Below are 21,097 nucleotides of genomic sequence, written 5' to 3' on the forward strand. Positions count from 1 at the left end.
GTCGTGGGGTGGCGCGCGTTGCGGGGTCAGGCCGCCTCGGTGACCGCGGGTTCGGCAGGGGCGAGGGAGCGGCCGGTGACGAAATACGGTGACTTTCTTATCCACTTGGCCCAGGCTGCCGCACCCACGCCGGTCACCAGCATGGCCGCCGGGCAGAAGAGCATGAACCAGCCGTTGTCCGGGCTGATCGCGAAGTGGTCGGCGGAGGTGTAGAAGGACCAGCAGAGGTAGCCGCCGAGGCCGAGCAGTGCGACGGCGCTGAGCACCGGGAGTACGACGGCACGCAGCGCCTCGGCAGGGCTCTGGCGCAGCAGGCCGCGAAAACGGGCGGCCGCGGCCAGCGCGGTGAGCGCGTAGTAGACCGAGACGACGACGCCGATCGCGTTGACGGACGCCAGGATCAGGTCTCCGACCTTCGGGATGACCAGCGACAGAACGGCGATGGCGGCGGCGACACAGCCGATCGCGACCGTTCCGGCCGCCGGTGTGCCGAACCGCGGGCTGACCTTGGTCCAGAGCGGGCCGAGCGTGCGGTCCCGGCTCATCGCGAACATGCCGCGCACGGTCGGGATCACGCCGGACTGGAGGGAGGCCACGGCGGAGAAGGTGAGGGCGATCAGCGGGAGCGCGGCGAGCGGCTGATCGGCGAGCCGGTCGCCGAAGTACGTGAGCCCCTGGGCACCGTGCCCGGTCAATTCGTCCAGGGAGAGGACCCGTTGGAAGGCGAAGGAGCCGAGGAGGAAGAGGCCGAGCATGGTGAAGAGGGTGATGAGCCCGGCCCTGGAGGCGTCCTGCGGGTCGCGGACCTCCTCGTTGACGCTGAACGATGACTCGAACCCCCAGTAGCAGAAGACCGAGAGAAGAAGCCCCTGGGCGAGCTGCTGTCCGGAGGGGATGGTGAACGGGTTGATCCAGTCCAGGCTGAACGGGTGCGGGCCGACGACCAGTCCGTACCCGCAGAACCCGAGCAGCACGACGTACTCGAAGACGAGCAGGTACTTCTGCAGGTTGGCGGCGGAGCGGGTGCCGGTGATCGCGGTGAGGGTGACGGCGATCAGGACGGCGATGCCGAGGGCGGTCGACTGGGCGGTGGAGTCCGGGTCGAGGCGGAGCCCGGCGAGGGTGTGCAGCCCGCCCTCGCCCGCGAGTTGGAGCAGGGCGGAGCCGGTGACCGTCGTGGTGTACGAGAGGAAGACGACCGTGGAGACGATGCCGATCCAGCCGACGAGGAAGCCGAGCCAGGGGCTGAGGGAGCGGCCGACCCAGACATAGCCGCTGCCCATGTTCGGCTCGACCCTGTTGAGCCGGGAGTAGGCGCTCGCGATGCCCAGGACGGGCAGGAAGCCGAGCAGCATGATGATCGGCAGATGGAGGCCGACGGCGCCCGCGGTGACGCCGAGACCGATGCCGATGCTCGTGGTCGCGGCGGTGGAGGACGCGGCGATGGCGAAGCCGTCGACGACGCCGAGGCTCTTCCTGAGGGACGCGGCTGCTGGTGGGTCGCTGCCGTAGGGGGTGGGTGAGTCCGTCACGGTGGCTCCTTCGCCGAGGGGCACTCTTCGGCCCCGATGGCGGCACATCGAACTCCTCGGGGGTTCCGCACGTCAACGCTGTTGTCATAAGGTGCGCCGCATGAACGCGAGCGAGCGGGTGGTGGCGGAGGGGGCGCGCCGCCGCAGGCGCCCCACCAAGCAGGGCACGGTTCTGTCGGAACAGCTGATCGTGGGGACGGTGCTGCGGCTGATCGGCGAGCACGGTGCGGCGGCGCTCACCGTGCGCCGGCTCGGCGCCGCCCTGGGGTGCGATCCGAGCGCGATCTACCGGTACTTCCGGGACACGGACGAGCTGCTGCTCGCGGTGGCCGACGAGCTGATCGGCCGTACGCTGTCCGGCTGGCGGGCGACCGGTGACTGGCGGGCCGACCTGCGCGACCTGGGGTTGCGGATGCACGCCGACTATCTGACGCATCCGCAGGCGGCCCTGCTGACGTGCGCCCGGGTCACCGGCCGTACGCACGAGATCCAGGCCGTGGAGACCATTCTCGGGATTCTGCGCGGGGCGGGCTTCCCGGACGCAGAGGCGGTGCGGATCTATCACGTGTTCGTCGACCAGACGCTGTCCTTCGCGGCGCTGGACGCGTCGACGCTGGTGCTGTCGGAGCGGGCCCGTGCGCTGGAGGTGCAGACGTGGCCGCAGACGTATGCGCGACTGGAGCGGACCACGCATCCGCACATCGCGGCGACCGCGCCGGTACTGGTGGCGGAGATGGGCCGCAGCGGCTATCCGGCGGCGCTGGAGATGATGCTCGCGGCGGCCGCGGCGCGGCTGCAGCATGTGACAGCGAGCCCGTCCGACGTGTGAGGCCCGGGCTCGGGGCGCGAGGACGTCCAGCCCTCGCAGGAGCTGCGGGGCACGAGTTCGGGCCGCGGGGACGTCCGACTCGCGCAGGGCGTCTTGGGGTACGAGCTCAGGGCGCGAGGACGTCCAGCTCGTGCAGGGCCCCCACCGCGATCTCCTTCGTCAGCCGCTCCGACTTCACCGCATCCCCCTCGCGCACCGCCTCCGCGAGCCGTACATGCAGCGTGACCGCGGCCGGGTCGGGGTCCTCGAACATCACCTGGTGGTGGGTGCGCCCGGCCAGTACCTCGGCGACGACGTCCCCGAGCCGGGCGAACATCTCGTTGCCGGAGGCGTTGAGCACGATCCGGTGGAACGCGATGTCGTGTTCCAGATACCGCTCCAGCTGCTGGCCGCGTGAGGTCGCGACCATGCCGAGCGCGCATTCGGTGAGGGCCGCACACTGCTCCGGCGTGGCGTTCCGGGCGGCGAGGCCGGCGGCGACCGGTTCGATCGCCGAACGCAGCACGGTCAGGGAGCGCAGCTGGCGCGGCCGGTCGGCGCCGGCCAGGCGCCACCGGATGACCTGCGGGTCGTAGACGTTCCAGGCCTCGGTCGGCTGCACCGTCACACCGACCCTGCGCCGGGACTCGACCAGGTGCATGGACTCCAGGACCCGGATCACTTCGCGTACGACCGTGCGCGAGACGTCGAAGCGCTGGGCCAGCTCGTCGGTACGCAGCACCTGGCCCGGCGGGAAGTCCCCCGCGGCGATTTCCAGGCCCAGGGTGTCCAGCACGTGTGTATGCAGCCCGGGGCCCTGTGTGGTCATGGACAAAGCCTACGGGGCGCCTCTCGGGAACAAAAAGTACGACGTTTATGTCACACCATCTTGAATAAGTCGTACGTATGGGTTTCAGTAGCGCGACGGACCGATGTCGAGGAAGACGTCGACGGAGACAGCGAGGCACCACCAATGAGCACCCCACACGTCGTCGTGGTGATGGGCGTAGCAGGGACCGGAAAGACCACGATCGGTCCCCTGCTCGCCGCCGAACTCGGCGTTCCGTACGCCGAGGGCGATGACTTCCATCCCGCGGCGAACATCGCCAAGATGTCGGCCGGCACCCCGCTGGACGACGCCGACCGGTGGCCCTGGCTCGACGCGATCGGGCAGTGGGCGCACGGCCGGGCCGGGCTCGGCGGCGTCGTCAGCAGCTCGGCGCTCAAGCGGGTCTACCGTGACCGGCTGCGGGCCGAGGCCCCCGGTGCCGTCTTCCTCCATCTGACCGGCGACCGCGCCCTCATCGAGGGACGGATGGCGGAGCGCAGGGGCCACTTCATGCCGACCGCCCTGCTCGATTCGCAGTTCGCCACCCTGCAGCCGCTGCAGGAGGACGAGGCCGGCGTCGCCGTCGACGTGTCCGGCACCCCCGAAGAAATCACCCAGCGAGCCGTCGCCGCGCTGCGCCGGCTCGGAGCCTAAGGATCATCACCGTGACCAGTCTCAGCGTCGAGACGCTGGCAGCGGATGCCGTCGAACCGATCACGTCGGCCGGCAATGCCCAGTTGGGCATTGCCGTCCTGGCGGGCATCGCCGTCATCGTTCTGCTCATCACCAAGTTCAAGTTGCACGCGTTCCTGGCGCTGACCATCGGCTCGCTGGCGCTCGGCTCCTTCGCCGGTGCCGCGCCCGCCAAGACGATCGCCAGCTTCACCGCCGGCCTCGGCTCGACGGTCGCGGGCGTCGGCGTCCTCATCGCGCTCGGTGCCATTCTGGGCAAGCTGCTCGCCGACTCCGGCGGCGCGGACCAGATCGTCGACACGATCCTTGCGAAGGCGAGCGGGCGCGCCATGCCGTGGGCGATGGTCCTCATCGCCTCGATCATCGGTCTGCCGCTCTTCTTCGAGGTCGGCATCGTGCTGCTGATCCCGGTGGTGCTGCTCGTCGCCAAGCGCGGCAACTACTCCCTGATGAGGATCGGCATCCCGGCGCTCGCCGGTCTCTCCGTGATGCACGGGCTGATCCCGCCGCACCCCGGTCCGCTGGTCGCGATCGACGCCCTCGGCGCCAACCTCGGTGTCACCCTGGCGCTCGGTGTGCTGGTCGCCATCCCGACCGTGATCATCGCGGGTCCGGTCTTCTCCCGCTACGCGGCCCGCTGGGTGGACATCAAGGCGCCGGAGAAGATGATTCCGCAGCGTCCGTCCGAGGAGCTGGAGCACCGCCCCAGCTTCGGCGCCACGCTGGCGACCATCCTGCTGCCGGTCGTGCTGATGCTGGCCAAGGCCCTCGTCGACATCGTCGTGGACAACCCCGACAATCACGTCCAGCAGGTCACCGACGTGATCGGCTCGCCGCTGATCGCTCTCCTCGCGGCCGTCATAGTCGGCATGTTCACGCTGGGCCGGGCCGCCGGTTTCACCAAGGCGCGGCTCTCCACCACCGTCGAGAAGTCCCTCGCCCCGATCGCGGGTGTGCTGCTGATCGTCGGTGCGGGCGGTGGCTTCAAGCAGACCCTCATCGACGCCGGTGTGGGTCAGATGATCCTGGACTTCTCCAAGGACTGGTCGATCCCGGCGCTGCTGCTGGGCTGGCTGATCGCCGTCACGATCCGGCTCGCGACGGGTTCGGCGACCGTGGCCACGATCTCGGCGGCCGGTCTGGTCGCCCCGCTCGCCGCCGACATGTCGACGTCGCACGCGGCGCTGCTGGTCCTCGCCGTCGGTGCGGGCTCGCTCTTCTTCAGCCACGTCAACGACGCGGGGTTCTGGCTGGTGAAGGAGTACTTCGGAATGAGCGTCGGCCAGACGGTGAAGACCTGGTCGGTGATGGAGACCATCATCTCCGTGGTCTCGCTGGCCTTCATCCTGCTGCTGTCGCTGATCCTCTAGCGCTTCGGATCCTCCGGCCTCTCGGTGGATTCCTCCCACAGCGGGTGTTCGGCCCGCGCCCAAGGGCGCTCGACCGACCCGGTGCGCATGCCACGGCGTGCCTCCGGGTCGGCGAGCGCCTTTGCCATGTGTCCGGCCAGCACGATCCCGATGGCGAGGGCCAGCCAGTCGTGGACGAAGGTGGCGCCGGTGCGCCACATCAGCGGGGCGAGACCGGTGAACCACATCAGCAGTCCGGTGCCGGTCATGACCGGCACGGCGCCGGCGATCCAGGCCGCGTACAGCTTCTGTCCCGCGTTGAACTTCCCGGCCGGCCTCGATGCCCGCCGGTGATCGCGGCGGCGTACCGCCCGCAGCCACTCCCGGTCGTGCGGCCCGAACCGGTTGAGCCGGGACAGGTCGGCGCGCAGCGCCCGGGAGGCGAGACCGGCCAGCAGCGGTACGGGGATCACCAGCCCGGACCATTCGTGCACGGTGACCACGAGATGGCGGCGGCCGACGAGTTCGGCGAGCTGGGGCACGTACAGGCAGGCCGCGGTCGCCACGCACAGCAGCATCAGCCAGGCGGTGGTGCGGTGCACCCAGCGCTCGGCCCGGCTGAAGCGATGGATCCGGCCGGTGGCCTCAGCCGGTGGGGGCGTCGTCGCGGCCGTTGGACCGCCCGACCCAGGCATCGACGTCATAGCCGAGCTCCTCCCAGTAACCGGGCTTCACGGAGTCGGTGACGGTGATTCCGGAGAGCCATTTCGCCGACTTGTAGAAGTACATCGGGGCGACGTAGAGACGCACCGGGCCGCCGTGCGCATGGGCCACCGGCTTGTCCTGCATGCGCAGCGCGACCATCACATCGGGGCGCCGGGCCTGGTCGAGGGTGAGGCTCTCGCTGTACGCGCCGTCGAAGCAGGTGAAGCGGATCGCCTTCGCCCCGGGCCGTACCCCGGCCGCGTCCAGCAGCGCGGAGAGCCGGACGCCCTCGAACGGGGTCTCGGGCACCCGCCAGCCGGTGACGCACTGGACATCGCGGACCATCCGGGTCTGCGGCAGGGCCCCGAGCTGTTCCAGGGTGTACGTGGCGGGCCGGTCGACCAGGCCGTCGATCGTCAGCCGGTAGTCGGCGGCGCTCTTCCTCGGCACGGAGGAGGTGACGGAGTAGTAGCGGAAGCCGCCGCCGTTGGGCAGCAGCCCGGTCAGGCCGGTGGGGTCCTTGTCGGCGACGGCGCCCAGCCCGGACTCCATCACTCGCTGCAGGGCGGGCGCCGCCACGACCCCGGCGGCGCCGAGACCGAGCATGGTGAGGACGAGGCGGCGGCCGACGGGTGCGCCTTCGGCATCGGGAGGACGACTGTTCACCCGTCCATTCGAGCACCCGCGGCCGCCCGCCACCAGGGGCGGCGGGCCTCCGTCATATATCGGTAAGGCGACCGGGCTCAGACGTGGACCGAACCGCTCCCCGCCGCCTTCTCCAGCTGGAACGCCTCGTTGCCGAGCCCGATCCTGGCGTGCACCTCCGGCTTCGTCGCACGCAGCACCGCCCCGTACACCAGGCCGATGACGAGCGAGGCCACGACGACTCCGGGCAGCAGCCAGTTGAGCACCGAGCCGGGACCGGATCCGACGAGTACGTCGAAGTCCCTGACCGTGAAGACGGCGATGGCCACCATCGCCGCACCGGCCAGGCCGGAGGCGATCAGCCGCCACAGCTGCGCCCGGCCCGCACCGCGCTTGACGAAGAACGCGATCACGGCGAAGGAGGCTGCGGCCATCAGCACGATGACGCCGAGCGCGCCCACGTTGCCCATCCAGGTGAACAGGTGCAGCACCGGGGCGGTCGGGTCACCGACCGGCATGTCGTCCGTGAACGCGAAGGCCAGCACGATGACCAGGGAGACGACGGACTGGAGCAGCGATCCGGTGCCCGGGGCGCCACTGGACCTGTTGGTACGGGCGAACGCGGCGGGCAGCAGTCGCTCGCGGCCCATCGCGAACGCGTAGCGGGCGACGACGTTGTGGAAGCTGAGCAGCGCGGCGAACATGCCGGTGACGAAGAGGACGTGCAGCACGTCGGTGAAGGTCGTGCCGAGCCGTTCCTCGGTGAGCCCGAACAGCAGGGCAGGGCCCTCCTTCAGCGAGGAGTCCGCGATGAAGCCGGGGCCCGCGGCGACGGTCAGCGCCCAGGAGCTGAGCGCGAGAAACAGTGCGGCGTAGCCGACGGCGAGGAACATCACCCGGGAGACGACGATCTGCGGACGGCTGGTCTCCTCCGCGTACACCGGCGCCTGCTCGAAGCCGACGAACGCGGCGATGCAGAAACAGAGTGCGGTGCCGAGCCCCGCGCCGGTGAGGGTGCCGGGATCGAAGGCGTGCAGGGACAGGCCCTCCGGACCGGGCTTGGAGACCGCGGCGATGTCGAAGATCACGACGAGGGCGCACTCGACGACCAGCAGCACCCCGAGGACCTTGGCGTTGAGGTCGATCTTCAGCCAGCCCAGGACACCCACGACCAGGACGGCGACGACGGCCGGGATCCACCAGGCCAGTTCGATCTCGAGGTAGGTGGCGAAGAGCCCGGAGACCTCGAAGCCGAGGATGCCGTAGATGCCGACCTGCATGGCGCTGTACGCGACGAGGGCGACGAGCGAGGCACCCGCGCCCGCGGTCGGGCCGAGCCCGCGGGCGATGTACGCGTAGAAGGCACCCGCGTTGTGCACGTGCCGGCTCATCTCCGCGTAACCGACGCTGAACAGCATCAGGACGATGCCGAGGATGACGTACAGCAGGGGCTGGCCGACGATGCCCATCACGCCGAAGACGGTGGGCATCACCCCGGCGACGACCATCAGGGGGGCGCTGGCGGCGAGGACCGAGAGCAGCAGACCCGCGGTGCCGAGGCGGTCCGCGCGCAGGGCCCGCTCCTCGCCCTTGTAGGTGCTTATGCCGCCCGGATCGCCGGTCGCGCCGGTCTCACTCGTTCTCGAACTGCCCGTCGACATGGCGGGGGTCGTCCCTTCGTTGAGGAGAAACAGGGGAGAAACACTGAGAGGTGCACAGCAGCGGGTGGCTCTGCGGCGGGCGGCTCCTCACGGCGTACCGAGCGCGGTGGCCCGCGCCGCGAGGAAGGCCCGGTACGGGTCCCGGCCCGCGTACGACCAGGGTGCGGCCGTGGCGTGGGGCCCGATGCGGAGGAAGAGGGCGGCGGCCTCGGCGGGCCTGCCCTCGCAGAATTTGGCGTGGGCCAGGAAGTTGAGGTCGGCGCGGTTGCGCGGGTGGTCCTCGCGCTCCCATTCCAGCCACCAGTCGAACGCGGCCTTCATCACCTGCCGGGCCCGTCGCCCCGACCAGTGCCCGGAGCGCACCGGGTCGCCGGATTCGCTGCCGGCGGCGACCAGGACGCGGTAGCGCTCGGCGTGCGCCACGACCGGGAGGACGGCGAGCGGCGATTCGGCGGGGGCCTGTTCGGCGGCCCAGGCGGCGAAGTCGTAGACCTCGTGCAGCGGGTCCTGACCGCTGTCGGGATGGTTCTCGGCCAGCCGGGCCGTCATCAGATGGTGCGCGTGGTGGTGGTCGGCGTGACGGATGCGGACCGCATCGAAGAGCTTCCCCGTCTCCTCCTGGGTGCCGTGCACACGGGCCAGCATCAGCTGCCCCAGCCAGGGCGTGGGGTCGTCGGGGGCCAGCCGCGCGGCGTGCAGGCATGCCTCGCGTGCCACCTCGGGCGGCTGTTTGCCCTGCAGGGCGCGGACCACGACGGCGCAGGCGAGCAGGGTGGCGGCGTCGGCGCTGTCGGGTTCGGCGAGCAGCCAGTCGCGGGCCCATCCGGCGGCGGACGGCGTCTCGGCGAGGGCGACGACGCGATGGCCGCGGCGGTCCCAGTCGCTGCCGGTCCCGGCCAGGAGGGAACGGGCCCGGGTCCACCGTCCCTGGGCGAACTGTCCTCGCACCTCGACGAGTTCGGTGTCGTCGAGCGCCGGGTCGAAGAGGTGGCCGGGGTGCCCGCCCCGTCGTCGGGAGCGGCCCAGGGGCGGCGGGGGCGGGGACACCGCTGGCTTCCTTTACGGCACGGGTACGGGCACGGACGGACGGGGAGGTCGCAGCTGTGGCGAGAACGGGGGTGCGCGTCGGGGGCGCATGTGGAACGCGCATGGTCGAATGCGGCCAGCCAAGCGGTAGGCGCGGCTCCGCGTCAAGAGTCGGCTTTGATCAACTCCAGTCATTTTCAGAGGAGTTGGCCGGAACCCGACGTTCTGAGCCGTCGTCACGCACGCGACGCGACATGCCAGACTTGCGCCATGTCGAACCGTGAGCCTCTCAAGCCCTTTCTCCTCGCCTTTCCCGGGCCGCTGCGCGACCGGCTCGTCGCCGCGGTGCTCTCCGGCGCGAAGGTGTCGACGACGGGGCTGCTGGCGGAGTACGAGGCGGAGAGGGAGGAGCTGCCCCCGGTGGGCGAGCGGTCGGCAGTGATCGACTCGGCCGGCCGGGAGATCGCGGTCGTCGAGGTGACCGAGGTACGGATCCTGCGGCTCGGGGACGTCGACCTCCAGCACGCGATCGACGAGGGCGAGGGCGACACCTCGGTGGCCGCATGGCGGGCGACCCACGAACGGTTCTGGCAGGGCGAGGAGATGCGGGAGGCGCTCGGCGACCCGGCTTTCACGGTCGACGACGACACGCTGGTCGTCGCCGAACGGTTCCGGGTCGTCGAGCTGCTCGATCCCGTCGCCGGCACCCAGGGCTGACGGGCGCCGACGGCCGCGGCCCTCAGCTGCCGACCGCCTCGGCCGCGGCTCGGCCCGCCGCCCGGCCCGAGAAGATGCAGCCGCCGAGGAACGTCCCTTCGAGCGAGCGGTATCCGTGCACGCCGCCACCGCCGAAACCGGCCGCCTCCCCCGCCGCGTACACCCCGGCGAGCGGCGTGCCGTCCGCCGTGAGCACCCGTGACGAGAGGTCCGTCTCCAGCCCGCCGAGCGACTTGCGGGTGAGAATGTTCAGCCGGACGGCGATCAGCGGGCCGGCCGCGGGGTCCAGGATCCGGTGCGGCGCCGCCGTACGGATCAGCTTGTCGCCCAGATAGGCGCGCGCCCCGCGGATCGCGGTGATCTGGAGGTCCTTGGTGAACGGGTTGGCGATCTCGCGGTCCCGCGCCGTGATCTCGCGGCGCAGCCCGTCCGCGTCGATCAGAGGTTCGCCGGTGAGCGCGTTCATGCCGCGGACCAGCGCGTCGAGGTCCTTCTCGACGACGAAGTCCACCCCGTGGTCCATGAACGCCTTCACCGGGCCCGGCACGTCCGCGCGCGCCCGGCCGATCACGCCGCGGACGGACTTACCGGTCAGGTCGGGGTTCTGCTCGGAGCCGGAGAGCGCGAACTCCTTGCCGATGATCTTCTGGTCGAGGACGAACCAGGTGTAGTCGTGGCCGGTCCTCATGATGTGTTCGAGGGTGCCGAGCGTGTCGAAGCCGGGGAAGAGCGGAACCGGCAGCCGCTTGCCGCGGGCGTCCAGCCAGAGCGAGGAGGGGCCGGGCAGGATCCGGATGCCGTGCTTGGCCCAGATTGGGTTCCAGTTCTCGATGCCCTCGGTGTAGTGCCACATCCGGTCGCGGTTGATGTGGTGGGCACCGGCCTCCTCGGTGATGCCGAGCATCAGCCCGTCGACATGGGCAGGGACCCCGGAGAGCATTTTCGCGGGCGGAGTGCCGAGCCGCTCGGGCCACTGGGCGCGGACGAGGTCGTGGTTTCCGCCGATGCCGCCTGAGGTCACGATCACCGCCTGGGCCCTCAGCTCGAAGGCACCCGTCGCCTCACGGCTGCTCGCGGTGCCGCGCTGGGCGCCGCTCGGTTCGAGTATCTCGCCGGTCACCGTGTCGACGGCGCCAGCGGTGCGGCCGAGGCCGGTGACCCGGTGGCGGAACTTCAGCTGGACGAGCCCCTTGGCGACGCCCTCGCGCACCCGGCGTTCGAAGGGGGCCACGACACCGGGCCCGGTGCCCCAGGTGATGTGGAAGCGGGGTACGGAGTTGCCGTGGCCGTTGGCGTCGTAGCCACCACGTTCGGCCCAGCCGACGACGGGGAAGAACCGCACCCCCTGGGCGTGCAGCCAGGACCGCTTCTCACCGGCCGCGAAGTCGACGTACGCCTCGGCCCACTTCCGCGGCCAGTCGTCCTCCTTGCGGTCGAAGCCGGCCGTGCCGAGCCAGTCCTGGAGGGCCAGCTCGTGGCTGTCCTTGATCCGCATGCGGCGCTGTTCGGGTGAGTCGACGAGGAAGAGACCGCCGAAGGACCAGTGCGCCTGGCCGCCGATCGACTGCTCGGGCTCCTGGTCGAGCAGGATCACCGTGCGGCCCGCGTCGACGAGCTCGGCCGTGGCCACAAGACCCGCGAGCCCTGCCCCGATCACAATCACATCAGCGTCGTACGCCATGGCGTTCCATCCTTGTCGGGGCGAGTCGGGGCAGGGCGGGGACAGTCGGGGCGGCCGACGAGCATGCCGGTCCGGTCACCAGAAGTTACTGGTGCGTCAGATCTTCGGCATCGGTCGCCGCTCCGTCAACCGCCCGGTCGGCCGCGCTCAGGCCGCACCCTGCGCCCGGAGGCGCTATCGTCGAAACAAATCACCCTCTCCTGGCCGGACTTGAGGTAGAGAAGCGTGTCGGTCCTGGTGCTCGTACTCGCCGTGAGCGCCGCCTGCTGTCTGGGATTCGGCTTTGTCCTGCAACAGGCCGCCGCCCGGCACGCCCCGAGAAGGGACTATCTCTCCCCCAGGCTGCTGCTCGACCTGATGGCGGTGCCGAGCTGGCTGGCCGGCGTCGGCCTGATGGTCTGCGGCATGGCGCTGGGGGCGGTGGCCCTGGGCAAGGGCGAGGTGTCCGTCGTCGAACCTCTCCTCGCGACCAATCTGCTCTTCGCCATGGCCCTGTCGCGGCATCGCACCGGGCAGCGGCTCGGCAGGCAGGGCTGGGCCGGGCTCTGGCTGCTGGCCGGAGGGGTCACCGCCTTCCTGCTGGGCGGACGGCCGCAGGGCGGCGAGATGATCACGAACCCGCTCCGGCACTGGCTGGTGGTCGGCGTGGTCGTCGGCATAGCCCTGATACTCACCGCGTTCGCCAAGCGCTCGGGGCACGGAGCGGCCCCCGCCCTGCTCGCGGTGGCGGCCGGGCTGCTGTACGGCCTCCAGGACGCGCTGACCCGGATGAGCGGGCAGCTGCTGTCGGACGGCGGGTGGGCGACGCTGGTGACGAGCTGGCAGCCGTACGCGGTGGTGGTGCTGGGTGTGACGGGCCTGATCCTGGTACAGAGCGCGTTCGAAACGGCGCCGTTGCGGATGTCGCTGCCGGCGCTGACGGCCTCCCAGCCGCTGGCGGGGATCGCCTGCGGGATCGGTTTCCTCGGCGACCAGGTGCGCACCGATGCGGGTGCACTGGCCTGGCAGGCGGCCGGGCTGGCGGCGATCGTCGTCGGAATCGTGCTGCTGGGGCTGCATCCCGCGATGCCGGAGGGACACGGTCACCAACGCCACAAGCGCAGCCTCCTGCCGCAGTGAACCGGTCGCCGGCGTCCCCTCCGGGGCCTTTCGTTCGGATCAGGCTGGATCAGGGAGCGGGGTCGGGTGCGTGCAGCTGCAAGGCGGAGGAAGGAGCCGACGCGGAGCGCATGGGGTCTCCCCTGCTCGAGCGAAGCCGAGAGCTTGGGGAAAACTGACGACGACGCGGCAGATGTGCGTGCCCGACCCCGCGAGCCCAGCCTGATCCAGACGAGCGGCCCTGGGCCCCGGACCTGGGGTTGGATGAGCTCATGACTGCTGCTGACGAAATCCTGGACATCGTCGACGAGAACGACGAGGTCGTCGGACAGGCCCCGCGCGGTGAGGCGACCGCGCGGGGCCTGCGCCATCGCTGCGTCTTCATCGAGGCCAGGGACGCCGAGGGCCGGCTCTTCGTGCACCGCAGGACCTCGACCAAGCTGGTCTTCCCCTCGCACTACGACATGTTCGTCGGCGGGGTGGTCGGCGCCGGCGAGTCGTACGACGAGGCGGCGCTGCGCGAGGCCGAGGAGGAGCTCGGTGTCAGCGGGCTCCCCCGCCCCGAGCCGCTCTTCAAGTTCCTCTACGCGGGCCCGGAGCACACCTGGTGGTCGTACATCTACCAGGTGCGGTGCGAGTTGCCGGTGAACCCCCAGGTGGAGGAGGTCGCCTGGCACACCTTCCTCACCGATGACGAGCTGACGGAGCGGCTCGGCGACTGGCCGTGGGTACCGGACGGCCTGGATGCGCACCACCGGCTGCGGGCGTTCCGGGCAGGCCGCGCCCCGGCGGGCGATCGGCGACAAAGCGCTGGTTAGGGTTCGGACGTGAACGACTTCGTGCAAGGCCTGCGGCTCTGGTTCGCACCCGAGCGGATCCGGGAAGAGGGCGACACCCCCGACTACCGCTTCTCGCTCGCCAACGAGCGCACCTTCCTCGCCTGGATCCGGACGGCCCTCGCACTGATCGGCGGCGGTTTCGCCGTCGATCAGTTCCTGCCGGAGCTGGCCTGGGGGGTCAGGGCGGGGCTGGCCCTCGCGCTGCTCGCGGCCGGTGTGCTGTGCGCGCTGCGGGCGGTCAACCACTGGGTGCGGTGCGAGCGGGCGATGCGGCGCGGGGAGGACCTGCCGGTCTCCCGCTTCCCGACTCTGCTGGGTATCGCGGTCGCCGTCGTCGCGCTCGCGATGGTGGTGGTGGTCGTCTTCGGCTGGGAGGGCCGGTGACCGCCGTCGAGCGGGACCCCGGGCTGCAGCCCGAACGGACCAGGCTGGCGTGGCGGCGTACCACCCTGTCCTGCACGGTCGTGGCCCTGCTGGCGGGCAAGCAGGCCCTGCACGCCGGTGCGACCCCCGCCGGCGTCGTCGCCCTGTCGCTGAGCGTGCTGGCCTGGCTGGGCTTTCTGCTCGTGGCGCACCGGCGGGTGCTCGGGATGGGGACCGCCCGGCCGCAGGCCCTGTCTCCCCGCGGGGCGCTGACCGCAGCCGCGTGCACGGTCGCCCTCGCGGTCTTCGCCGCGGCGATGCTCTTCTGAACGGGCCGGCGCCGCGGCTGACCACCCGCCGTGCCGTCGGACCGTCTGCCGGGGAATTCCGCCCGGGCCGTCAGCCGTCCCAGGGGATGGTCACGACGATCTTCCCCCGGGTACGCCCCTCCTCATTGAGCCGGTAGGCGTCCGCGGCCTGTTCCAGCGGGAAGATCCGGTCGACATGCACCGAGACGACACCCTGCTCGGCCAGCGCGCCCAGCTGGGCGAGGTCCGTCGCGTCGGGCCGTACGAAGGCGTAACGGCCACCGTACGAGAAGACCTCGCCGTCCGTGATGGACGTCAGCCGGCCCCCGGGTTTCAGTACGTCCGCGGAGGCGCGCAGGGCCTCACCGCCGACGGTGTCGAAGGCGGCGTCGACCCCGTCGGGGGCCAGGGCCCGGATCCGGTCGGCGAGCCCTTCGCCGTACGCCACCGGCTCGCCGCCGAGCTGTCGCACATGGTCGTGGTTGTGTTCGCCGGCGGTGCCGATGACGCGGGCACCCGCATGCCGGGCGAGCTGGACGGCCAGCGAGCCCACTCCGCCCGCGGCCGCGTGGACGAGCACGGTCTCCCCCTCCTGGATCCTCAGCCAGCGGTGCAGCACCTGGTACGCGGTGAGGCCGGCCAGCGGAAGGCCCGCCGCCTCCTCGAAGCTCAGGTTCAGCGGCTTGCGGGCGAGGGTGCGCACGGGGGCGGCGACATACTCGGCGAAGGTGCCGCGGGACAGGAAGTCCTCGCGCACATAGCCGATGACCTCGTCGCCGACCGCGAATTCGTCGACGGCGATGCCCGGCTGCACGACGACGCCGGAGACGTCCCAGCCGGGGATCACCGGGAAGACGGCTTCCAGCTGCGACTGGAGATACCCCTCCCTGGCCTTCCAGTCGACCGGGTTGACGGCCGCGGCCCGCACCTTCACCAGCACGCTGTCCGGGCCGACCTTCGGGTCGGGCCGCTCGCCGTACTCCAGGACGTCGGCACCGCCGTACGCGCTGTAGCTGATCGCCTTCATCATCCGACCATCCGGGCTGCTCAGGCCGCCCGCAACTCAGACGAGCACGCGTTCGTGACGGCGCGGGTCCGAGCCGTCCGAACCCCGGTCCCGGGCCGCCCCGGCTCACCAGCGCGGGATCGCGGGTGTCACCCACTCCGGCTCGGCCTTGCGCATGGCCGCCGCGTCGTCGCGCTCGCGCATCGTGCCGTTGTCGGCGAGCCAGCGCCGGTGCAGTACGGCCAGCCGCTCCCGGTCGAGTTCGACGCCGAGCCCGGGGGCGTCGGAGACGGTCAGCCGGCCGTCCTCGAAGACATGGCGGGCGGTGATGACGTCCTCGGTCTGCCACGGGTAGTGGCTGTCGCAGGCGTAGTCGAGGTTGGGGACGGTGGCCGCGACATGGGTCATCGCGGCCAGGCTGATCCCGAGGTGGGTGTTGGAGTGCATGGAGAGCCCGACGCCGAAGGTGCGGCAGATCCCGGCCAGCTCACGCGTGCGGTGCAGGCCGCCCCAGTAGTGGTGGTCGGAGAGCACGACCTGGACGGCGCCGCGGGCGAAGGCCTCCGGAACCTCGGCGAGGGTCGTGACGCACATGTTGGTGGCGAGCGGCACGTCGGTGCCCGCGGCGACGGCGGCCATCGCCCCCGTGCCGCTCGCCGGGTCCTCCAGGTATTCGAGTACGTCCTTCAGCTGCTCGGCGACGTACAGCGAGGTCTCGACGGACCAGGCGCCGTTCGGGTCCAGTCGCAGCGGCTGTCCGGGGAACGCCTCGGCGAGGGCGCGGACCGCGGCGATCTCCTGGTCGGGTTCGAAGACACCGCCCTTGAGCTTGAAGGAGGAGAAACCGTGCTCGCGGGCGAACCGCCGGGCCTGGGCCACGACTCCGGCCGGGTCGAGGGCGGCGCCCCAGTCGTCCTGCTCGCCGCCCTCGGGGTGGGCCGCCCAGCGGTAGAAGAGGTACGCGCTGTACTCGACGCTATCGCGGACCTTGCCGCCGAGCAGGGCGTGCACGGGCAGGCCGAGGGACTTGCCCAGGGCGTCCAGGCAGGCGACCTCGAAGCCCGAGACGACGGAGAGCCGGAGCTTGTCGGCGGTCTGGACGCCGCGCAGCCCGCCCGCGTCGATCCGCGCATCGGCGGCGCGCGAATCACCGCACACCTCCTCGGCGAGAGCGAAGAGGCCGTTCAGATCGCTGACCGAGCGGCCGACGAGGGCCTGGGCGAGCGGTTCGGCGAGTTCGAGGTACGTGCCGTCGCCATAGGTCTCCCCGATGCCGGTGGTCCCGTCCCGCGTGATGACTTCCACGATGAGCCGCGGGGTGTACGGCTGGTGGACGCCCTGGGTGTTGAGCAGGGGCGGATCGGCTATGAGGATCGGGATGAGCCGGACTTCGTCGATCAGCAGCGCGGCATTCATACGTGAACCCTATTCAGGGATACGACCCGACGCCAGGGTGCGGGGTCGCTCGGACCGGAGTCCGCGTACCGGATTCCGGGAGTCCACTGGACGACATACCGACTGGTCGGCATCATGAGCACCGACGTCTTTTCACCCCGGAGGTGCGCACGATGAGCTCAGTCCACCCGCCAGGTCTCGACCTGGACCGGCTCCGCGGACATCTCGACCGCGAGCGGCCGGGGCTGGTGAACGGACCGCTCGAGGCACGGCTCGTCGAGGGCGGCCGCTCCAACCTGACGTACCTCGTCACGGACGGCACGGCCCGCTGGGTCGTCCGCCGGCCGCCGCTCGGCCATGTCCTCGCCACCGCACACGACATGAAGCGCGAGCACCGGGTGATCAGTGCGCTGCACCCGACCGCCGTGCCGGTGCCCGAGCCCATGCTGCTCTGCGAGGACGACACCGTCATCGGATCGCCCTTCTACGTCATGGAGCACGTCGACGGCACCCCGTACCGCACGGCCGAACAGCTCGTCCCGCTGGGCGCCGAGCGCACCCGGGCGGCCGTCCTCGGCCTGGTCGACACGCTGGTGGATCTGCACGCGGTGGACCCCGAGTCCGTGGGGCTCGGGGACTTCGGGCGCCCCGAGGGCTTCCTCGACCGGCAGCTGCGCCGCTGGGGCAAGCAGCTGGACGCCTCCCGCAACCGCGAACTGCCCGGCATCGACGAGCTGCACGCGGCCCTGGGCCGCGAACTGCCCGTCTCCCCCGCGGCGACCGTCGTCCACGGCGACTACCGCCTGGACAACGTCCTGATCGGCCCGGACGACGAGATCAAGGCAGTCCTCGACTGGGAGATGTCCACGCTCGGCGACCCGCTGACCGACGTCGGACTGCTGGCGATGTACAGCGCGGATCTCGGCCTGCCGGGGTCCCCGGTCTCCACCACCAGCGGCGCACCCGGCCACCCCACCCCCGCCGAACTGATCGAGCGCTACGCCGCCCGCTCCGGGCGGGACACCTCCTCCCTCCCCTGGTACACGGCGTTCGCGTGGTTCAAGCTCGCCGTGATCCTGGAGGGCATCCACTACCGCTACACCCTCGGCCAGACCGTGGGCCCCGGGTTCGACCGCATCGGCGAGCTCGTCCCCGTCTTCATCGAGCACGGTCTCACCACCCTCCAGGAAGGCTGATCACCCCCATGGACTTCGCATTCGACGCCCGTACGGAGGAGCTGCGCGGCAAGCTGCTCACCTTCATGGACGAGCACGTGCACCCGGCCGAGCAGATCGCGCACGAGCAGCGTGCACTGCTCGCCTCCCCGTGGGACACCCCGCAGATCGTCGAGGACCTGAAGGCCGAGGCGCGCAGGCAGGGCCTGTGGAACCTCTTCCTGCCCGACGCGGAGTACGGTGCCGGGCTGACCAACCTCCAGTACGCGCCCCTCGCCGAAATCACCGGCCGCTCACCGCAGTTGGCGCCGACGGCGCTGAACTGCGCGGCGCCGGACACCGGGAACATGGAGGTGCTGTTCCAGTTCGGCACGGACGAGCAGAAGAAGCAGTGGTTGGAGCCGCTGCTGGCCGGGGAGATCCGGTCGGCGTTCGCCATGACGGAGCCGGAGGTGGCGTCGTCGGACGCGACCAACATCGAGACCCGGATCGTGCGCGACGGTGACGACTACGTCATCAACGGCCGCAAGTGGTACATCTCCGGGGCGATGAACCCGGACTGCCGGATCTTCATCGTGATGGGCAAGACCGACCCGGACGGCGACGACATCCGCCGGCAGCAGTCGATGATCCTCGTCCCGCGCGACACACCCGGCCTCGAAGTGCGGCGCGCGATGCAGGTGTACGGGTACGAGGACCACTACCACGGCGGTCACGCGGAGGTCGTGTTCAACGACGTGCGGGTGCCCGCCGCGAACCTGGTCGGCGAGGAGGGCGACGGTTTCGCGATCGCGCAGGCACGGCTGGGTCCCGGCCGGATCCACCACTGCATGCGGCTGATCGGGATGGCCGAGCGGGCCATCGAGCTGATGTGCAGGCGGGCGGTGTCCCGTACGGCGTTCGGCAAGCCGCTCGCCCAGCAGGGCGTCGTGCAGAACTGGATCGCGGACGCGCGGGTCACGGTGGAGCAGCTGCGCCTGCTGGTGCTGAAGACGGCCTGGCTGATGGACACGGTGGGCAACCGTGGGGCTCACACGGAGATCCAGTCCATCAAGATCGCCACCCCGCGGGCGGTGGTCGACATCCTCGACCAGGCGGTGCAGCTGCACGGCGCGGGCGGCGTCAGCCAGGACTTCCCGCTGGCGGAACTGTGGGCGGGAGCGCGGACGCTGAGGCTGGCGGACGGGCCGGACGAGGTGCATCAGCGGTCGCTGGCGCGGCGCGAGCTGAAGAAGTACCTGTAGCGGCGGGACGGCGCGGGCTGCAGCCGCACCGTCCCGCGGAGCCGGACGGGCCGGGATTCCGCCCGTCCGGCCCAGGGATGGAGAGGTTCAGCTCTGGCGCAGCGGAGGCATCGGCAACGCAATGCCGTACGTGGTGGCGCCGACGCCCACGCCGCCCTCGCAGGTGTTGGGCGGCTGGGTGCCGGTGCCGCGCGTGGAGGGCCGCTCCGCAGCCCAGAACATGTAGCCGAGCATGCCGGATGTCGTCCCGGCCCCGTTCGGCGCGACACTCTGCTCGAACGCTCCCGTCGACTTCTGCAGCGAGTTCGCGAAGTCGGTGCACTCCGGCAGCGACTTGGTCTGGTCACTGATGTAGACGGCGCCGGTGAACTTGGCCGGAGCGAGCGGGGGAACGGGGGGCGCGTAGGTGGGCTTGCCGTCCACATGCTCCTGCCAGTTGGCGACCGCCGTGCTCGCCGACGGCTGGCGCGCGGCCACCATCGCGTTGGCGTAGTCCAGGACCGGGTTGTCGGTGCGCAGCCAGTCGGTGGTCGCCTTCCGGTTGATGCCGATCAGCCAGCGGTCGCCGGCGGCCGTGTCGATGGTGAGCCGGGCGGCCGGGTCGCTGCCCGACGCGTCATAGGGGTGGACAGAGCGGTAGGCGTCGATGAAGGACTGGAGTCCGGTGAGGTCGGGGTCGGTGTTCTGCTCGTAGTCGATCTCGATGCCGACACCCAGGTCGCTCGCCACGGCGGCGGCGTTCAGGCCGAGTTGAGTGGCGTTTTCGGCGAGCGCCGCGTCCCATGCGTCGGTGTAGGTGATGCCGCCGATGGAGAGCATCACTCGGATGCCGTGCGAGGTGAAGTACTGCACGACCTCGCGGGTCATGCCCTTGGGCAGCCCGCCCGCCGTGGTCGCGTCGTCCGTACGGTGGAGCAGTCGCTGCGGCTCCACGAAGCTGAGCACCACCAGGTTGACCGAGGGGCGCCCGTCGCCGCGGTCGATCAGCCAGTGGTTCTTGGAGTCGAAGTCGGCGGCGCTGCGCACGGTGCCCCAGGTACAGGCATCGTCGCTGCAGTGCCAGGCTCCGTAGATCTGGGGCGGGGTGACGGTGGCGGCCGAGGCCGTGGGGGACTGCGGAACGAGCACGGCGAGGAGCAGGCCGAGGACGGCAAGCAGGGGCCGGCGGAGCGGCCTGGGGCGGAGTCTGCTGAACGGGGGCACGTGGGGACGCATCCGAACCTCCGGGGAAGGAAGTGGCCGACGGGACGCGGGGGGCGGCGCAGGCAGCGTGGCAGGTACAGACCAATCCGGCAAGAGTGCGTACCGCGGCAAGGCCCCGCGGTCGGTGACCGCGGGGCCTTGGACCTCGCTCGGGAAGCCGGAGCCGGACGGGTGCCTCTCCCGTGTCCCTGATCCGACGTCAGGGGCGCAGCGCGCGCAGCAGCAGGTCCGCCAGATGGTCGGCGACCTCCTGCTGGCTGAGCGGGCCGTCCGGGCGGTACCACGTCGACAGGTGGTGCACGGAGCCGAAGTGGTAGTCCACCACCAGATCCGCCGGGGTGGCCGTCGAGAACACCCCGCTCTGCTGGCCCTCTTCCACCAGCGCCCGGAACCGTTCGTGGTAGCGGCGCCGTTCCACCCGCACCTGCTTGTTCTTCTCCGGGCTCAGATGGTGCATGGACCGGAAGAAGATCGACGCGTCGTCGAGGTTCTCGATCGTCGTGACGACGACGTCCGCCGCCGCGTCCCGCAGTCGCTGCTCGACCGGCGCATCGGCGTCGGCGAAGGCGTCGAGCCGCTCCTGCTGGAGGCGCAGCACCCGGGCGTAGACCTCCTGGAGGAGATCCTCCTTGGACCCGAAGTAGTGGTACAGCGCGCCCTTGGTGACGCCCGCCGCCTCGACGATCTCCTGGACCGACGTGCGGTCGTAGCCCCGCTCGGCGAAGAGCCTGGTGGCGGCGGCCAGCAGCCGCTGCGGAACCGGGGCATCGTTCCCGTCCGTCGTTCTGGCCATTGCCGCCACCTGCCTTCCGTCCGATCC

Annotated in this window: 21 protein-coding genes; 10 read left to right on the forward strand and 11 right to left on the reverse strand. The window is 70.9% G+C overall.

What is annotated here, in order from left to right; translation table 11 throughout:
* Positions 1-26: 26 nt before the first annotated feature.
* Positions 27-1,532 carry an APC family permease gene (locus LRD69_RS04845; protein WP_277325302.1) on the reverse strand — a complete coding sequence of 502 codons (1,506 nt, stop codon included), beginning with the start codon at positions 1,530-1,532 and terminating at the stop codon, positions 27-29.
* Between the two features lie 100 nt (positions 1,533-1,632).
* Here LRD69_RS04845 and LRD69_RS04850 point away from each other — a divergent pair, with 100 nt between their 5' ends.
* A complete protein-coding gene (locus LRD69_RS04850) occupies positions 1,633-2,361 on the forward strand; it encodes a TetR/AcrR family transcriptional regulator (protein WP_277325303.1) in 729 nt (242 codons plus the stop codon).
* 106 nt (positions 2,362-2,467) lie between these two features.
* On the opposite strand, the gene LRD69_RS04855 is transcribed toward LRD69_RS04850, so the two are convergent.
* Positions 2,468-3,169 carry a FadR/GntR family transcriptional regulator gene (locus tag LRD69_RS04855; protein ID WP_277325304.1) on the reverse strand — a complete coding sequence of 234 codons (702 nt, stop codon included), beginning with the start codon at positions 3,167-3,169 and terminating at the stop codon, positions 2,468-2,470.
* Positions 3,170-3,313: 144 nt separating this feature from the next.
* Here LRD69_RS04855 and LRD69_RS04860 point away from each other — a divergent pair, with 144 nt between their 5' ends.
* Positions 3,314-3,823 (forward strand): gluconokinase, encoded by a 510-nt coding sequence (locus LRD69_RS04860; RefSeq protein WP_277325305.1) that lies wholly within the window; start codon positions 3,314-3,316, stop codon positions 3,821-3,823.
* Between the two features lie 11 nt (positions 3,824-3,834).
* Positions 3,835-5,232 carry a gluconate:H+ symporter gene (locus LRD69_RS04865; protein WP_277325306.1) on the forward strand — a complete coding sequence of 466 codons (1,398 nt, stop codon included), beginning with the start codon at positions 3,835-3,837 and terminating at the stop codon, positions 5,230-5,232.
* Here the strand turns inward: LRD69_RS04865 and LRD69_RS04870 are convergent.
* The 4 genes from LRD69_RS04870 to LRD69_RS04885 all read right to left on the reverse strand — a co-directional run bounded on the left by LRD69_RS04870 (position 5,229) and on the right by LRD69_RS04885 (position 9,269).
* The gene (locus tag LRD69_RS04870; protein ID WP_277325307.1) at positions 5,229-5,915 is read right to left on the reverse strand and encodes a cytochrome b/b6 domain-containing protein; all 687 of its coding nucleotides are present in this window, start codon (positions 5,913-5,915) and stop codon (positions 5,229-5,231) included. The two genes, LRD69_RS04865 and LRD69_RS04870, sit on opposite strands and share 4 nt — an antisense overlap.
* Positions 5,857-6,522 (reverse strand): molybdopterin-dependent oxidoreductase, encoded by a 666-nt coding sequence (locus LRD69_RS04875; RefSeq protein ID WP_277329626.1) that lies wholly within the window; start codon positions 6,520-6,522, stop codon positions 5,857-5,859. Before LRD69_RS04875 ends, LRD69_RS04870 begins: the two co-directional genes overlap by 59 nt.
* Positions 6,523-6,659: 137 nt before the next feature.
* On the reverse strand, positions 6,660-8,222 hold the full coding sequence (locus LRD69_RS04880; protein ID WP_277325308.1) for an APC family permease: 1,563 nt from the start codon (positions 8,220-8,222) through the stop codon (positions 6,660-6,662).
* Between the two features lie 87 nt (positions 8,223-8,309).
* Entirely contained in the window at positions 8,310-9,269 is a 960-nt protein-coding gene (locus LRD69_RS04885; protein ID WP_277325309.1) for a hypothetical protein, read from the reverse strand.
* Positions 9,270-9,518: 249 nt separating this feature from the next.
* Here LRD69_RS04885 and LRD69_RS04890 point away from each other — a divergent pair, with 249 nt between their 5' ends.
* Positions 9,519-9,965, forward strand: a complete 447-nt coding sequence (locus LRD69_RS04890; protein WP_277325310.1) for an ASCH domain-containing protein — start codon at positions 9,519-9,521, stop codon at positions 9,963-9,965.
* Between the two features lie 22 nt (positions 9,966-9,987).
* Here LRD69_RS04890 and LRD69_RS04895 read toward each other — a convergent pair whose 3' ends face one another.
* On the reverse strand, positions 9,988-11,646 hold the full coding sequence (locus tag LRD69_RS04895; RefSeq protein WP_277325311.1) for an FAD-binding dehydrogenase: 1,659 nt from the start codon (positions 11,644-11,646) through the stop codon (positions 9,988-9,990).
* A gap of 225 nt (positions 11,647-11,871) precedes the next feature.
* On the opposite strand from LRD69_RS04895, the gene LRD69_RS04900 reads away from it, so the two are divergent.
* From LRD69_RS04900 to LRD69_RS04915, 4 genes are all read left to right on the forward strand, one after another.
* On the forward strand, positions 11,872-12,765 hold the full coding sequence (locus LRD69_RS04900) for a DMT family transporter (protein ID WP_277325312.1): 894 nt from the start codon (positions 11,872-11,874) through the stop codon (positions 12,763-12,765).
* Positions 12,766-13,016: 251 nt separating this feature from the next.
* On the forward strand, positions 13,017-13,562 hold the full coding sequence (locus tag LRD69_RS04905; RefSeq protein ID WP_277325313.1) for an NUDIX domain-containing protein: 546 nt from the start codon (positions 13,017-13,019) through the stop codon (positions 13,560-13,562).
* A gap of 9 nt (positions 13,563-13,571) precedes the next feature.
* A complete protein-coding gene (locus LRD69_RS04910) occupies positions 13,572-13,967 on the forward strand; it encodes a DUF202 domain-containing protein (RefSeq protein ID WP_277325314.1) in 396 nt (131 codons plus the stop codon).
* On the forward strand, positions 13,964-14,275 hold the full coding sequence (locus LRD69_RS04915) for a DUF202 domain-containing protein (RefSeq protein WP_277325315.1): 312 nt from the start codon (positions 13,964-13,966) through the stop codon (positions 14,273-14,275). The genes LRD69_RS04910 and LRD69_RS04915 overlap by 4 nt, the downstream gene beginning before the upstream one ends.
* Positions 14,276-14,345: 70 nt before the next feature.
* Here the strand turns inward: LRD69_RS04915 and LRD69_RS04920 are convergent, their stop codons facing one another.
* Together LRD69_RS04920 and LRD69_RS04925 are read right to left on the reverse strand one after the other, a co-directional pair.
* The gene (locus LRD69_RS04920; RefSeq protein ID WP_277325316.1) at positions 14,346-15,281 is read right to left on the reverse strand and encodes an NADP-dependent oxidoreductase; all 936 of its coding nucleotides are present in this window, start codon (positions 15,279-15,281) and stop codon (positions 14,346-14,348) included.
* Between the two features lie 105 nt (positions 15,282-15,386).
* The gene (locus LRD69_RS04925; RefSeq protein WP_277325317.1) at positions 15,387-16,676 is read right to left on the reverse strand and encodes a glucarate dehydratase family protein; all 1,290 of its coding nucleotides are present in this window, start codon (positions 16,674-16,676) and stop codon (positions 15,387-15,389) included.
* Positions 16,677-16,828: 152 nt separating this feature from the next.
* Between LRD69_RS04925 and LRD69_RS04930 the strand changes: the two genes are divergently transcribed.
* Together LRD69_RS04930 and LRD69_RS04935 are read left to right on the forward strand one after the other, a co-directional pair.
* Positions 16,829-17,851 (forward strand): phosphotransferase family protein, encoded by a 1,023-nt coding sequence (locus tag LRD69_RS04930; protein WP_277325318.1) that lies wholly within the window; start codon positions 16,829-16,831, stop codon positions 17,849-17,851.
* A gap of 8 nt (positions 17,852-17,859) precedes the next feature.
* Positions 17,860-19,074, forward strand: coding sequence for an acyl-CoA dehydrogenase family protein (locus tag LRD69_RS04935; RefSeq protein ID WP_277325319.1), 1,215 nt, complete (start codon positions 17,860-17,862; stop codon positions 19,072-19,074).
* Positions 19,075-19,161: 87 nt separating this feature from the next.
* On the opposite strand, the gene LRD69_RS04940 is transcribed toward LRD69_RS04935, so the two are convergent.
* Both LRD69_RS04940 and LRD69_RS04945 read right to left on the reverse strand, forming a co-directional pair.
* Positions 19,162-20,289 (reverse strand): hypothetical protein, encoded by a 1,128-nt coding sequence (locus tag LRD69_RS04940; protein ID WP_277325320.1) that lies wholly within the window; start codon positions 20,287-20,289, stop codon positions 19,162-19,164.
* 187 nt (positions 20,290-20,476) lie between these two features.
* On the reverse strand, positions 20,477-21,070 hold the full coding sequence (locus tag LRD69_RS04945) for a TetR/AcrR family transcriptional regulator (RefSeq protein ID WP_277325321.1): 594 nt from the start codon (positions 21,068-21,070) through the stop codon (positions 20,477-20,479).
* Between the last annotated feature and the right edge of the window lie 27 nt (positions 21,071-21,097).

This window comes from Streptomyces sp. JH14 (assembly GCF_029428675.1).
Taxonomy (GTDB): domain Bacteria; phylum Actinomycetota; class Actinomycetes; order Streptomycetales; family Streptomycetaceae; genus Streptomyces.

Coding starts and splice junctions, on each gene's coding strand:
- LRD69_RS04920 (WP_277325316.1), bottom strand. CDS start 15,281: ATGAAGGCGATCAGCTACAGCGCGTACGGCGGTGCCGACGTCCTGGAG.
- LRD69_RS04945 (WP_277325321.1), bottom strand. CDS start 21,070: ATGGCCAGAACGACGGACGGGAACGATGCCCCGGTTCCGCAGCGGCTG.
- LRD69_RS04890 (WP_277325310.1), top strand. CDS start 9,519: ATGTCGAACCGTGAGCCTCTCAAGCCCTTTCTCCTCGCCTTTCCCGGG.
- LRD69_RS04855 (WP_277325304.1), bottom strand. CDS start 3,169: ATGACCACACAGGGCCCCGGGCTGCATACACACGTGCTGGACACCCTG.
- LRD69_RS04875 (WP_277329626.1), bottom strand. CDS start 6,522: ATGCTCGGTCTCGGCGCCGCCGGGGTCGTGGCGGCGCCCGCCCTGCAG.
- LRD69_RS04870 (WP_277325307.1), bottom strand. CDS start 5,915: ATGACGTCGATGCCTGGGTCGGGCGGTCCAACGGCCGCGACGACGCCC.
- LRD69_RS04930 (WP_277325318.1), top strand. CDS start 16,829: ATGAGCTCAGTCCACCCGCCAGGTCTCGACCTGGACCGGCTCCGCGGA.
- LRD69_RS04895 (WP_277325311.1), bottom strand. CDS start 11,646: ATGGCGTACGACGCTGATGTGATTGTGATCGGGGCAGGGCTCGCGGGT.
- LRD69_RS04925 (WP_277325317.1), bottom strand. CDS start 16,676: ATGAATGCCGCGCTGCTGATCGACGAAGTCCGGCTCATCCCGATCCTC.
- LRD69_RS04905 (WP_277325313.1), top strand. CDS start 13,017: ATGACTGCTGCTGACGAAATCCTGGACATCGTCGACGAGAACGACGAG.
- LRD69_RS04860 (WP_277325305.1), top strand. CDS start 3,314: ATGAGCACCCCACACGTCGTCGTGGTGATGGGCGTAGCAGGGACCGGA.
- LRD69_RS04850 (WP_277325303.1), top strand. CDS start 1,633: ATGAACGCGAGCGAGCGGGTGGTGGCGGAGGGGGCGCGCCGCCGCAGG.
- LRD69_RS04880 (WP_277325308.1), bottom strand. CDS start 8,222: ATGTCGACGGGCAGTTCGAGAACGAGTGAGACCGGCGCGACCGGCGAT.
- LRD69_RS04935 (WP_277325319.1), top strand. CDS start 17,860: ATGGACTTCGCATTCGACGCCCGTACGGAGGAGCTGCGCGGCAAGCTG.
- LRD69_RS04940 (WP_277325320.1), bottom strand. CDS start 20,289: ATGCGTCCCCACGTGCCCCCGTTCAGCAGACTCCGCCCCAGGCCGCTC.